9 protein-coding genes and 3 pseudogenes are annotated in these 13,919 nt (G+C 61.8%); 9 read left to right on the top strand and 3 right to left on the bottom strand.

Annotated features, from left to right (window positions below):
- Positions 1–397 precede the first annotated feature (397 nt).
- From V5B44_RS14670 to V5B44_RS14630, 9 genes and pseudogenes are all read left to right on the top strand, one after another.
- Positions 398–3,060: pseudogene (locus V5B44_RS14670) on the top strand (cation-translocating P-type ATPase).
- Positions 3,061–3,156: 96 nt separating this feature from the next.
- Positions 3,157–3,639, top strand: a complete 483-nt coding sequence (locus V5B44_RS14665) for a phosphate-starvation-inducible PsiE family protein (RefSeq protein WP_332359754.1) — start codon at positions 3,157–3,159, stop codon at positions 3,637–3,639.
- A gap of 539 nt (positions 3,640–4,178) precedes the next feature.
- Complete coding sequence (locus V5B44_RS14660; protein WP_332359753.1) at positions 4,179–5,057, top strand: hypothetical protein; 879 nt, start codon at positions 4,179–4,181, stop codon at positions 5,055–5,057.
- A 142-nt stretch (positions 5,058–5,199) separates the two neighbouring features.
- Positions 5,200–5,544: a hypothetical protein gene (locus tag V5B44_RS14655; RefSeq protein WP_332359752.1), complete on the top strand. Its 345-nt coding sequence runs from the start codon at positions 5,200–5,202 to the stop codon at positions 5,542–5,544.
- A 588-nt stretch (positions 5,545–6,132) separates the two neighbouring features.
- Complete coding sequence (locus tag V5B44_RS14650; RefSeq protein ID WP_332359751.1) at positions 6,133–6,381, top strand: hypothetical protein; 249 nt, start codon at positions 6,133–6,135, stop codon at positions 6,379–6,381.
- A 483-nt stretch (positions 6,382–6,864) separates the two neighbouring features.
- On the top strand, positions 6,865–8,250 hold the full coding sequence (locus tag V5B44_RS14645) for a hypothetical protein (RefSeq protein ID WP_332359750.1): 1,386 nt from the start codon (positions 6,865–6,867) through the stop codon (positions 8,248–8,250).
- 13 nt (positions 8,251–8,263) lie between these two features.
- Positions 8,264–9,787 (top strand): class I adenylate-forming enzyme family protein, encoded by a 1,524-nt coding sequence (locus tag V5B44_RS14640; protein WP_332359749.1) that lies wholly within the window; start codon positions 8,264–8,266, stop codon positions 9,785–9,787.
- The gene (locus tag V5B44_RS14635; protein WP_332359748.1) at positions 9,781–10,044 is read left to right on the top strand and encodes a phosphopantetheine-binding protein; all 264 of its coding nucleotides are present in this window, start codon (positions 9,781–9,783) and stop codon (positions 10,042–10,044) included. The genes V5B44_RS14640 and V5B44_RS14635 overlap by 7 nt, the downstream gene beginning before the upstream one ends.
- A gap of 23 nt (positions 10,045–10,067) precedes the next feature.
- Positions 10,068–10,901, top strand: coding sequence for an isocitrate lyase/PEP mutase family protein (locus V5B44_RS14630; protein ID WP_434735470.1), 834 nt, complete (start codon positions 10,068–10,070; stop codon positions 10,899–10,901).
- Between the two features lie 23 nt (positions 10,902–10,924).
- On the opposite strand, the pseudogene V5B44_RS14625 reads toward V5B44_RS14630, so the two are convergent.
- The 3 genes and pseudogenes from V5B44_RS14625 to V5B44_RS14615 form a co-directional block, all read right to left on the bottom strand.
- Positions 10,925–12,064: pseudogene (locus V5B44_RS14625) on the bottom strand (IS5 family transposase); the annotation flags it as partial.
- A gap of 100 nt (positions 12,065–12,164) precedes the next feature.
- Entirely contained in the window at positions 12,165–13,244 is a 1,080-nt protein-coding gene (locus V5B44_RS14620; RefSeq protein ID WP_332359746.1) for an MBL fold metallo-hydrolase, read from the bottom strand.
- Positions 13,234–13,590 (bottom strand): annotated as a pseudogene (locus V5B44_RS14615) (hypothetical protein); the annotation flags it as partial. The pseudogene V5B44_RS14615 and the gene V5B44_RS14620, both read right to left, overlap by 11 nt.
- Positions 13,591–13,919 lie beyond the last annotated feature (329 nt).

Genomic DNA, 13,919 nt, shown 5'->3' with positions numbered 1-13,919 from the left:
GCCAGGTGACCACGAGCAAGACCTTTGCCACGCTGGCGAATGGTCCCCCTTTTTTGGAAACACGGCCCTTCGTCCTCGCTGGACAAGGGCCGTTCTGTTTTGCGCAGGCGCGGCAGGCTGGACGGAAGACAGATTCTGAGCGGGAGCAGCAGGTGATGGAAACCATCGGTAGCGCATGGGTGTGGGCGGCGTCTTCTTGCCATCGAAAAGTCGGATCTGGCGAACAATCGGCTCATCCGCTGGATCCAGGGCCATCCGCGACTGACAGACCAGCTGACAGGCGAACGCTTGTTTGGCAGGCGCGAAGAAGGCGGCAACGGTACACGACCGCCGCGACGACGCTCGCCGCCCACATTGCCGCGCGTCACCTGAGACCTGATCCCCTTGCGAGGCAATCATGAACTCAAGAAGTCGCCCATGGCACACCCTGTCGGCCACTGACGCCGCCGAAGCGCTGGCTGTCGATCCGGCCGCCGGCCTGAGCAGGACCGATGTCGCCGAGCGGCTGGCCCGGCACGGCGAGAACGGGCTCAGCGAGGCGCGCCCACGTCCCCTCTGGCTGGAGGTCCTCGACCAGTTCAGAAACTTCCTGGTCATCGTTCTGGTGTTCGCGGCGGTGCTAGCCTGGGCGATCGGCGACGTCAAGGACGCGGCCGTAATCCTCGTTGTCGTCCTGTTCAATGCCGGCCTAGGCTTCTGGCAGGAGCATCGTGCCGAGAGCACCCTGGCCGCCCTCAAGCAGATGCTCGCGGCGCGCCCGAGTGCGCCGCGACGGGCTGGTGTCCGACGTCGACGCGAGTCAATTGGTGCCCGGCGACATTGTCCTGCTCGAGGCCGGTGACCGCGTGCCGGCCGATGGCCGGCTGCTGGCCGCGCACAACCTGGAGGCGGAGGAAGCCGCCCTGACCGGTGAGTCGCACGCCGTCGGCAAGCATGTCGCCGCACTGGCAAGCGACAACCTGCCGCTGGGCGAGCGTCTGAACCTGCTCTTAATGAATCCGGTACTCACCCGCAGTCGCGCCGAGCTGTTGATCACCGAGACCGGCATGCGCAGCGAGATGGGCAAGCTGGCGGGCATGATCGCCGCCGCGCCCGAGGGCAACACGCCGCTGCAGCGGCAGCTCGACACCCTGGGCAAGAAGCTGGCCGCCATCGCCGGCGGCGTCGTGACGATCATCTTTCTCGTCGATTCCGTCCGTGGCCAAGCGTGGACCGAAGCGGCGATGACCGCCGTCGCGCTGGCGGTCGCCGGCATTCCCGAAGGTCTGCCGGCCGTGGTGACGATCATGCTGGCCATCGGGATGTGGCGCATGGCAAGGAACCGCGCCATTCTCAAGAAGCTTTCCGCCGTCGAAACGCTGGGCTCGACGAAGGTGATCTGTTCGGACAAGACCGACACACTGACCCTGAACCAGATGACCGCACGGGCCGGCTGGTTTGCCGGCAACGGCTTTTCGGTCAGCGGCGAAGGCTATCTTGCCGAGGGCAGCCTGCGGGCGCCGCCCGGACTCGATCTGCGCCCGTTGCTGCTGCCGATGGCCTTATGCACCGACTCGCGCGTCCGCAACGGCCAATTGATCGGCGACCCGACCGAAGGCGCACTCTGGGTCCTCGCAGAGAAGGGAGGTCTCGCACCCGAGGCCGAACTGCAGGACCGGCCTCGCCTTGCGGAAATCCCGTTCGACTCGGCGCACAAGTTCATGGCCACCTTCCACGACGCCGGAGAAACAGTCGAGGTACTCGTCAAGGGTGCGCCGGACGTGCTGCTCGCGCGCGCCTCCCGCTGGCTGAGCGCGAACGGCGAGCAGGCGCTCGACGCCGCCTCCCGCCACCTGATCGAGAGCCGGAACGACGATCTGGCTGCCCAGGCGCTGCGCGTGCTGGCGGTGGCGCGACGCAGCATTCCGTCCCAGGAGTTCGACCCGGCGGGCGATCTGATGGCTTGGGCCAGCGAGTGGACTTTCCGGGGCCTCGCCGGCCTGATGGACCCGCCGCGACCGGAGGCGAAGGCGGCGATCGCGCTCTGCCACCAGGCCGCAGTCCAGGTCAGGATGATCACCGGCGACCACAAGGCGACCGCCGCGGCGATCGCCCGCGAGCTGGGTCTGGCCGGTGACGTGCTCAGCGGCGCCGAACTCGACTCGCTCGACGACGCGGCACTGGCCACGCGCATCAATGACATCGCCGTCTTCGCGCGCGTCTCGCCGACCCACAAGGTGCGCATCGTGCGTGCCCTGAAAGCCGTCGGGCATGTGGTGGCAATGACCGGCGACGGCGTGAACGACGCGCCGGCACTGAAGGCGTCCGATATCGGCGTGGCCATGGGCATCACCGGTACGGCGGTGACCCGCGAGGCGGCGACGCTGGTACTCCCCGACGACAACTTCGCGACCATCGTCCGGGCCGTCGAGGAAGGGCGTGATCTACGACAACATCGTCAAGTTCGTGCGCTTCCAGCTATCGACCAACATCGGCGCGATCCTGACCGTGCTGACCGCCACACTGCTCGGCTGGCCGGCGCCTTTCACGGCCATCCACCTGCTGTGGATCAACATCATCATGGATGGCCCGCCGGCGATGACGCTGGGCGTCGAACCCGCACGCCCCGGCCTGATGCGCGACCCGCCGCGATCGCCAGCGGCGCATATCCTGAACAGCGGCCGCTTGCTGCGTCTGGCGTTCTATGGCCTGACGATGATGGTCGGCACCCTGTTCATGTTCCGCCATGGGCTCGCCGCGCACGGCCAGAAGTACGCACTGACGCTGGCCTTCACCACCTTTGTGCTGTTTCAGTTCTTCAATGTCTTCAACGCCCGCGCCGAGCAGGGCAGCGCCTTCAACGCCGCCTGCTTTGCCAACGGCAAGCTTTGGCAGGCGCTTGCCGGCGTGCTCGCGCTGCAGGTGGTGGTCGTGCATTGGGGCCCGGCGCAGAGCATCTTCGATACCGTCGATCTGAGCCTGCGCGATTGGGGACTGGCGGTGGCGGCGACGGTCCTGTTTCTCGACGAAGCGCGCAAGTACCTGGGAAAACGTTTCCACGCCCACGCCAGTGGACGATAATGGCCGGCATGGAAACCTGCCGCGAGCCGGAGAACAACAGATCGACGGCATCGAGGCTCACCGGCACGAACGTTTCTCGAATCATGGGAGGTACCAATGAAAGGCCAGGGAACAGATACTGAAGCACCAGTTAAACCCTTTCCCGACGAGCCGCTGATCAGCCGCCTGCGCGGCAGCATCCGCCATGCGGCGCGCGTGCTGGCCGTACTGATGGTCATGGTGATCTGGTGGGGCGTCGCCGACGTGGTTTACGTGCTCTACAGCCGGGTCAGCGTGCACCCCTACTATCTGCTCGAAATCAGTGACATTCTCGCCACCTTCGGGGCCTTCATGGCCGTCCTGATCGCCATCGAAGTGTTCGTCAACATCGTCAGCTACCTGCAGGAGGACGGACTGCACCTCGACATCGTTCTGGCGACTGCCTACATGGCGGTACTCCGCAAGATCGTCATCCTGGATTACAAGGAAATCAGCCCGGACTACGTCTATGCTACGGCGGCACTTGCTCTGGCACTGTCAGTCGGATACTACTTGACCAGGTCGCTGCACCGAACGCAGGCGAGACCGAATGGCGAGTGACCGCAGCCGGTAATGGAAGGACAGGACATTCAACGGTACCTGTTCACAACCCCATGCGATGCCTACCCCTTGATCTGCTTGCGGTCTTCCGTGGCCAAACAGGATCGACACTCTCTTGTCGTCCACTTCATTGTTTCGTCCCCGAGGCATCAGGAGGTGACCCGGATTGACCCGGATTGATGGTCCTTGTCCAACTGGGCGCCGATGGCATATCGTGCCAACACCCGCTGATCCTCACGAGACTCCCATGCCGACTCGTAAGGTTGTCCTGCCGACCTCAACGCCAGCCGCTTTTCGAGCTTGGCCCCTCTTCCTTCCGAGCGCACAACCGGGGGCAAAATGCAAGACACGACCCTATCTCTTGCTTGCGCGCTTGCGCCGGACTACACTCCGGGGTTGACGTTCGCGAAAGACGAATGAACAACATGGAAGCGATTACCTTGTTTGTCTGCCACCCCTGCTGTATCTGAGCGCCGCACGATTCGAGAACACATTCGTCATTGCCCTGTAGGGCATCTGGTTTTTGCCCGAGACCTGTTTTGATTTCCCTCCGCTTTCTGATCTCTTGGCTTGCCCTAGTCTGTCTCGGCGCGAATTCAAATGCGTCGGAGCAATCGTTTGGCGATGGCGCGGACGAATTCGGTGCTCCCGCAATCAGTGTTTCAGAAGGCGATTGGGGTAATGTCAATCGCGCCGAGATTCACGACGTTCTGGTCGCCACGGCACGCGAACTGCAGATGTTCTTTCCCGAACGGCACGGCGATGCCATTCGTGTCGAGCGCTCAACGCGCGCACCGACGGTGCTGTACCAGCGCAACGCAGCGGGTGAATATGTTGTGTACCTCACGGTCACCGGGCGTCGCTGGGAGCAATACACCTATGAGTTTGCGCATGAACTCTGTCATATCTACGGCAACCACCACCAGCGCCCCAATTCTGCACTCGCGCCACATCAATGGTTTGAGGAATCGCTGTGCGAGACTGCATCTCTCTTCGTCTTACGGCGCATGGGTTTGACGTGGCATGCACGGGGATTCGAGCAGCGGAACTACGCGCCCATTTTTGCCGAGTATGCCAAGCTATTGATGAATGAAGTGCATCGACAAGGCCCACTGACACTCGGGCCGTGGTATGCCCACAACGCGACGCGACTCTTGCAGAATCCGTACGGTCGCAACGACAACGAATATTGTGCTCATCATTTGCTGCCCCTTTTCGAGGCGCAACCAGAGGGCTGGAAATCACTGCCCTATCTGAATGCTCCGACGACCGCGGACAAGCTGAGTTTCGGCGCCTACCTGCAACATTGGCACGACGCCGTTCCGGCGGAACAACGTCGCTTTCTTGAGAAAATACTCGGCCTCTTCGGCCTTGTTCCGGAACTTCAAATCAGTCCCGTGGTCTTGTCAGGTAATTGAAGGGTACGTGCATGTGGTCAGCGCGCCTGTGCATGCATGGAGGAATTGATCGATTCCTCGGGATGGGCACGAGATCGTGCTTGGCCAGTAGTACGCATCCTCAAGGTGGGGAGGGGTTCCTTCACTTACCTAGGAGATTGCCATGAAAAAACTTTCGATTGCTTTGGCATTCGTCGGCGGTCTGGCCGTTCCATACACCGGATATGCGGAGTCCACCGCGCCAATGGACAACAATGCTCGGGCACCACATACCTTGGAGAACTACCCGCCAAGCCACGTCGGATCGAGCACCGGGTCGGAAGGACGTTCGGCCCCGGCAATGAGCAGTATTCATCCGTGGCAGAGCTTGGAAAACTATCCGGAGAACGATCCGCCAAGAAGCATAGTATCGAGCACCGGATCGGAAGGACGTTCAGCCTCGTCGAAAAATGTTCATCCGTGGCAGAGCTTGGAAAACTATCCACGAAGCAGTACCGTTGGGCCGTGAGGCCGCAACGCGGCGCAAGGCAGGCGGCCTGAGAACAACGACGCGGGACGACAAGTTGTAAGCGTCCAGCCCATCCACCTGTAAGACCCCGAGCTATGCAGCAACCTTCGGGTTTTTGACAGGAGGAAGAGATGGACAAGGCAGGGGAACTGGCAGCGCACTGGTGAGGGCATGCGGGCGACTCGGGGACCGATGGCGGATCAACTCCGTAAACTGTTGTAAATCGGCTGGCTGGTCCGCCACCGCTTCGAGAAGCTCTGCGCCACCCGCACCGGCTATGCCTCGATCAGGCCCTGAAACCAATGCGCCGCAACCAGGAGGAGTTGCTGCGCGTGCGGCAACCTCCCGAACTCCACAGTACTCGTTGGCCACGGAGCATGCGCCGTGACTTCCCCATCTCACTCGCCGGCCCCTGCGAGCGGGCGAGGGGGATTCGGTGGTCGCTCGCGCGGCCCGCGCATCAGGCCTTGCGGATGGCCTCGACGATCGCGGTGAGGATCTGCTGCAGCTCGCTCGGCAGAGCGGCGGGGATCGCGGGGATCTGGCCGGCGGCGAGTTGGCGGCCGCGACGGGGTCCTGGCGGGCGGCGTGGGCGTAGTGCTCGGCGGCGGGGAGGTTGCCGAGGCGGAGGTGGATGATGGCGAGCTGGCCGAGTTGAGCCAGTTGGCGGTGAAGAACAATCTGGCCCTGATGCACTGTGCCGATGAACCGATCGAACGGCTGGAAGCGGCCATCGTCGCCAAGGCAAACCGACGCCCGGAGTACCAGTACCTGTTCAAGGTGCGCGAGATCGGGAAGGTGCTGTCGCTGACGATTGCGCTGGAAACCGGAACGTGAAGCGCTTTCCGACGGTGGGCGATTTCTCCTCGTATTGCCGTTGCAGTGGCAGCGAACATTGATCGAATGGCAAGAAGAAAGGCAACGGCAATGTCAGAAACAGAAACCGGTATCTGGCCTTGGCGTTTGTCGAGGCAGCGAACTTCACCGTGCGCTACGATCCTACGGTCAAGCGTTTTTGCCAGCGTAAATGTGCCAGGACCAAGCCGGTGGTAGAGATCAAGGCGGTGGCGCACAAGCTGGCGCGAGCCGCGGGACATGGACACGCGCAGGGCACCGACGGCTTTCTGGGGCCGCGATGGCGGTCAGAGGCATCATCCGGACTCGCTCCGGACGGATAGCCTTGATCCTGATGGGTGACCCGATTTGCGATTTGCTCAAGAGTTGCGCGCAGGTCGACGACACGCAATAATGCCGCCTCCTTCGATCTCCCCCCTCCACTGCGTATAGCGTCGTTGGTGCCGCTTTCCTGCCGATTTTCCTATGCAATTAACCCACTTGATGCAATTCCATGAGGACCCGCGGGTCATCGTCTGGTGGCAGACAAAGATGGGGGCGATGTTGAGATGGCTCACTCCATTCCGGCGCAGGGCAATTCTGGCAGTCGGTGGCCTGTGGGTATGCATCAGGGAATCACCGGAAAGTTTCAGGCCTGCCGATGTGCCTGTTCCGGCTGATCGCCTGGGTCCGCTTCTCGTGGTGCTTGCCCTGCTCGGAATGACCTGGCTGTTCTACCGGGCGGCTACGGAATTCTCCCGCTTGCCACAGTTCGTCAGAAAGCATCCTCAACTGTCACTGCACTCGGTTTACTGGGCTTTTCTCGTGGTTCTCTGGACTAGCACACCAGACAGCGGGCTTTGGCGGCAGGTGCTGTTCGGGGTAGCGGCAATGTTTCCGTTCCTGCTCTGGCGATTCGGATACCTTCTGCTTTCAGGGCAGCACGGCCGAATGAGCGGGACTCGATTCTCCGACCATTTCCTCACAATATGGCCGATTTACGGTGGCTCCAATGCGCCCTATGGCAAAGGCTTTGGATACCTGTCCCGATTCGAAGCAAAAAACGAGGAGGAACTTGCCCGTTCACAACTGGCAGGAATCAAGCTTTTCATTCTGTCCAATTTGTTGCTCGTCGCCATGAAGGTATTGGAAGGGGTCTTTTATGGCCCTGGAAATGCGCTCACCAAAATGATCGGCGGATACACCCTGGGAATCCCGACGGTCGGTTACCTGATTTCAATAGAGGGGAAGAACACCGCAATCTGGATATCCTGGATAAGCATCTACTGCGAGCTTGTTTATCAGGTGCTTCGCCATGCTGTTCGCGGGCACCTCGTCATTGCCGTCCTGCGGATTTTTGGCTTCAACGTATTCCGCAATACCTACAAGCCGCTTCTGGCAGAATCGATCGTGGACTTCTGGAACCGCTATTACTACTATTTCAAGGAGATCATGGCCAATTTCTTTTTCCTTCCCACCTTCACCCAGTTGGGAAGAACATTGCGCAATTGGCCAACTTTGCGTTTGTTTGCTGCGGTTTTTGCTGCGGCCTTTATCGGCAACACCTATTACCACCTCATCAAGTTCAGCGATGTGATGGTGCAAGGGCAGGTTTTCGAGGGCCTGTATGCGCTTCGTTCCCGAATCTTCTATTGTTTTTTGCTGGCTCTGGGAATTTTTGTGTCCATGCTGCGTGAGCAACGCCGGGGAGGACGCCCGCCGCCACCGGGTCAAGCAAACCGCCTGTTGCGGATAGCCGGGGTATGGACTTTTTTCGCCCTCATTTATATCTGGAATGTCGGCGTCGGCGCCCCCTTTACCGCCAGGCTGAGTTTCTTTTTGAGTCTATTCGGAATTGCATGGGCATTTTGAGGAGTGAGTTCAAATGTATTTTGATCTGAATGTAGGAAACCTTGCCGAACCGATCAGCGGGCGCTCATGGACTCGTCAGGAGATCGCGGGCCAGGTTGCGCGGCGGGTGGCCCGTTTCCAGAGACATGGACTGTCGCGCGGAGACCGCGTCTTCCTGCCCTTCGGCAACAACCTGGAATTCTTTGCCGAACTGCTGGCCATCTGGAAACTCGGCGCCTGCGCCGTACCGATCGACGCCCGCCTGACCGCCTTTGAAATCAAGACCCTGGTCGCTGCGGCGCAGCCCAGACTGGCGGTCGTTGACCACCTGACCGAAGCGACGATCAGACAGGCGCTCGGCGACGCCGCGGTCCCGGCCCTCGAAACCACGGACACCGGTGACCAAGAAGCGACGGTCGGACTCAGCCAGCTCGACGATGACGCCCTGATCCTGTTCACCTCCGGATCAACCGGTGCGCCCAAAGGCGTGGTGCATACCCACCGCTCGCTGCGCGCCCGCTGGATGGGGATTCATGACCAGTTGGGTCTCATTCCCTTTGCCCGCTCGCTGTGCCTGCTCCCGACGCACTTCGGCCACGGACTGATCTGCAACTGCCTGTACCCCTGGCTCGCCGGGCAGGACCTGTTCATCACCCCGCCCTTCCGCCCGGACATCATCATGCGCCTGGGCCGGCTGATCGACGAGAACCGGATCACCTTCATGTCCTCGGTACCCGCCATCTGGAAACTCGCGACCAAACTCGGCAAACCGCCTCAAGCCGGCACCCTGCAACGGGTGCATTGCGGTTCGGCGCCGCTCTCGGCGCACGCGTGGGAAGAAATCCGCACCTGGACCGGCACCCGTAACGTCTGCAACGCCTACGGCATCACCGAGACCGGCAGTTGGGTCGCGGGCCTGAGCAACGACGCCGACTGTGCCGCAGAAGACGGCCTGATCGGCGTCGGCTGGGGCGCCGTGATCAAGGTCTTGCGCACCTCCAATACGGAGCGGCCGCTGCGTCCCGATGACGAATGCGCCACGGGAGAATCCGGCTTTGTCTGGCTCAACACACCGGCCCTGATGAAGGGTTATTTCCAGCGCGACGACCTGACCGCCCTGGCCGTCAGCGAGGGCTGGTTCCTGACCGGCGACATTGGCTTCATCGATGAGCGCGGCCGGCTCGTGCTGCGCGGCCGCGAGCGCGACGAAATCAACAAGGGTGGCATGAAGATCTACCCGGCCGATATCGACACCGTCGTCGAACGCTTCGCCGGGGCCAGCGACGTCTGTACCTTTGCCCTCGACGACGAGATCTACGGTCAGGCGGTGGGCCTGGCGGTGGTGCTCGGTAATCCCGAGGACGCGACGGTCCGCGCCCTGCACGAGTGGATGAAGTCACAACTGGCGGAACACAAGATGCCGGTGCGCTGGTGGGTGATCGACGAGATTCCCAGAACCTCGCGCGGCAAGATCAACCGGGATGCAGTCAAGGCCTTCTGCGTCACTCGGGAGGCGCTCGACCTGTCCCGGATTCTTGACGGGGAAAAGCCGTGTTGAGCGCTGACCGCCCGCAACGCCTGCAGGACCTGATCGCCTTTCTGCGCACCATACAGAAACCCACCAAGCGGATCGAAAACGTTGGCGTCGATGACAGCCTGTTCGCCTCCGGACTGGTGGACTCGCTGGCCATCATCCAGATTGTCCTTTACCTTGAAACCACCTACGGGATTGATTTCGCCGCCAGCGGAATGGACCCGGAGCGGCTGGGCACGATGACCAGCATTCTTGACCTGATTGAGGAAACCCGCCGTTGAATTCGCCCCTGCCTCGCACGCGCTTGTCGGCAGGCCATCGTCTCCGGGAGTCGATGGCCGACCGTGCTCTGATCCCGTTCATCGGGGTTTACGATGTCTTCTCGGCGACGCTCGCTGGTCGTCATTTCGACAGCCTCTTTGTAAGCGGTTTTGGTTTTGCCGCAAGCCATTACGGCTTGCCCGACATCGGGTTCATCACGTGGACCGACATCGTGGACTATGTGCAGCGTTTGCGCACCGTGCTGCCGTTCCATCATCTGCTGGTCGATATTGATGACGGCTACTGTGACCCAGAGGTGGCTTGCCATGTGGTGTCGGTACTCGAGGCCGCCGGGGCTTCCGGGGTGGTGCTCGAGGATCAGAAGCGACCACGCCGCTGTGGTCACTTCGAGGGCAAGCAGATCATGGACCTCGATGAATATCTGGCCAAGCTGCGCGCCATTCTGGCGACCCGGCGCGATATGGTCGTGATTGCGCGCACCGATGCGTCGGATCTGGAGGATATTGCGCGTCGCGTTGAGGCGTTTTCTGCGGCCGGGGCGGATGCGGTGCTGGTCGATGGGCTGACCAGTCTGGATGTGGTTCGTACCTTGTCACAGCGGGTTGATCGTCCTTTCTGTTTCAATCAGATTGCAGGCGGCAAATCGCCGGTGTGTACCCAGAGCGAGTTGAAGGACGCCGGCGTTTCTCTGGTGATCTACAGCACGCCATGCCTGTTCGCCGCCCAGGCGGCGATCGAGGAGGCCATGGCGGACCTCAAGGCGCGCGACGGGACCCTCGCCGGAAGCCGCGTCGGCGTCAAGGATTGCACTCTCCTATTGGCCGAAAATCAGGTTCGGCGCGATACGCGGGATTAGCGAGTCGGCCCTGCAAAATTCGCCTACCAGCCCAGGAACGCGAGGCCCGGCGCGTGACGCACCGCCCGACGAGGTTCGTTCCCTGAAATTGCCGCCCACAGCGCCAGCCACAGCGAGCGCAAAAAAACCGCCTTCAGTCCCAGGCGAACCATCGCCCGCAACAGCCAGCGCAGGTTATAGCCGGTGGCACACAGCACCGTGTGCAGAGCATCGCCGAGTTGGCCTGGCAACCAACAGCGATCCATTCGGTGGTCCGACTTCAGATGGCCAATGGTCGGCTCGACGGCTGGTCGGCGCCTGAGACAGCGGCGCTGCTGCCGGGTCAGCGATCGGTACTTGCCGCGGTGAATGATTTCAACGCTCGGATTGTCGCGATCCACCCCGCGGTATCCCAGATCGACGAAGACCTGCCTGGGTGATTTGCCGGTGTCTTCTAGCAGGATGTGTGTCTGCTCCAGTTGGGCCGAGAGAATGTGTCCGTCGTAAGGATTGCCGGGGAAGCTGTGGGCGCCGACCACCAGCCCACTCTGGTGGGTGACGACGATGCTGGCCTTGACGCCGAACTCGTAGCGCTTGCGGGCTTTGCCTTTGCTGATGCACTCGACTTCGGGGGCATGCAGGGCGTAGCGCTTGTTCTTGTCGTGGGTTTGTTGCGTGCGGATGCGTTCGGCGCGTTCGAGCAGTGTGTTCAGACGGGCGATGGCCGTAGCGCAGTCGCTGCTGATGGTCGTCAGCTTGCGCCGGACTTCGCGCAGGACGATGCCGAGGATGGTGCGCTGCCGTTTGACGGTACGCCGCAGGCGAAGGAACTGCTTGGCGTGCGCATAGCCGCTGGCCTTGCGGCGCAGTGCCTGGCCTTCCTTGACGAAGGTCTGTTTCAGGGTGAGGCCCACCTGCTTGGCGGCTTGCACGACCTTGGCCCGGGCGATCTCCAGCAAGCGGCTGTCGACCGGATGGGCGATGGCCTTTTCTTGCACGGTCGTATCAACGATCACCCGCTCGAACTCGGCTGGGCGCACGGCCTTGGTCTGGACGGCGGTGTCGATGGTCGCCTTGAGCAGTTCCTCGACGCCGGCTTCGCCGATGGCAGTGCGAAAGCGGCCGAGCTGGGTGGCGTCGCACGGGAGCTTCGGCGTGTAGTACTCCAGACCACTGAAGTATTGATTCCCGCTTGCGCGGGAATGACGGAACTCCTGGACGGCTTGGGAGGGCAATGCCTGGTATTCGCCTTGGTTTCATTCGGCAGGCGACTGGCTGTTGACATCAATCCGCGCGCACGAGCGGTAGCCCCAACTGTGACCACATCAGCATTCCGCCACGCAGATTTGCCACACGCGGGAAGCCGGCCTGGCGCAAGATTACCGTGGCTTGACCCGATCGCATCCCGGAGTGACAAACGGGGACGATCGGCCGCTCCGGGGCGATCTCGCCCAGGCGCTGCTGGAGTTCACTCAGTGGAATGAATTGCGCTCCGGCAATGCAACCCAGGCGGTCCGCCAACTCATCGCTTTGTCGCACGTCGAGCACAAGCACTTCGCCCAGATGCTCGGCGACCCACTCGGGTTCGATTTCCAGCAGCCCGGCATAACTCTGGCGAACCGGCCCCCAGTCCGCCGGGCTGGGCACCTTGCCGTCCTCAGGGCTGCCCGAACGCAGGTTGGCCGGTACGGCAACCGCAATCTGCTTGGGATGCGGAAGCTGCAGGTTTTCCATGAAGCCGACGAAGTCGCGCTCGTTGGCACGGCCGCCGATACGCGGGTTGTACTCTTTCTCTTCACGGACTGACGACATCGTTCGGCCGTTATAGTCGTGGGCGGGGAAGACCAGACACTCGTCGGGCAGGCTGAATATCTGTTCGGTGATGGAGTGGTACAGCGTGGCCGCACTGCCCTGCTGGAAATCGCAGCGGCCAGCGGCCCGGATCAGCAGAGCATCGCCGGTGAATGCCATGGCATGGTCAGCGGTGACGTAGGTGAGGCAGCCGTCGGTGTGTCCGGGCGTGGCACGAACTTCCAGACACGAGTTTCCGAAAACCACCCGGTCACCATGATCCAGGCGCAGATCGGCGCCCTGCAAGGTATCGTAGCGTCTGGAGACGCCGATCCGGCATCCGGTGGCCTGTTGCATCAGCCAGGCGCCGCTAACGTGATCGGCATGGCAATGGGTATCCAGGGCAACGGCCAGCACCAGTCCCAGCTCTTCGATCAGCGCGCGGTCACGCAAGTGCTGCTCGAATACCGGGTCAATGATCACAGCCTGCCGGCTTTGAACGTCACCCAGGAGGTAGGTGTAGGTCGACGACGCCGCATCGAACAATTGCCGGAAAATCAATTTATCGAACATGGGAAGCCTCGCCCGCTGATGCCGTGATGATTCGATAACGTAGTCCAAGCCAGAGAGCGAAGCAAGGACCACACGCACGAAAAGGAGCTGGCCAGCGCCGCTTCGAGCTGCGGCCTTCCTCGTTATGCACGAAGCCGACGCGGGCAACGAAGGGTTCGATGATGTGGATCTTCTGCAGCGGCGTGACGATCAGGAGTTGCAGGTTGAGCTGGGCGAACAGTCGCAGGCCGTATTGCGCCGACTCGTCCGAGCCGCGCCCGAAGGCTTCGTCGATGACGACGAAGCGGAACGAGCGCGAGCGCACGGCGCCCCACTCGAGACCGAACTGGTAGAAATGATCTGCCGCACCTGCAGGAACTTGGCTTCCGAATACTGGGCGTAGTCAGAGCCGAAGCGCGGCAATTAGCGCACGCTGACCTTCCCACGGCGCTGGATCTCTGGCCCGCATGGCGGTGAACACGCGTCACGCATGCCGACAGGGATGAAGCGCTGTCATCTTTTGCCAGTCGACGATCAAGAACTTACTGACGATCTGGCAGTCGCACCAACTGTAATCTGTTCCCCACAGGGCTTGTCAGGAACGATGCGGGTCGGGCGAACGTGGTGCGGCCGAGGTAGGCTGGCCAAACCGCAGCGTGTGGGCGCTTTTCCTGCGAGTTGTCATCGAGAGCAAAG

The organism is Candidatus Accumulibacter necessarius, assembly GCF_036625085.1.
This window is presented reverse-complemented; position numbering and strand designations above follow the sequence as displayed.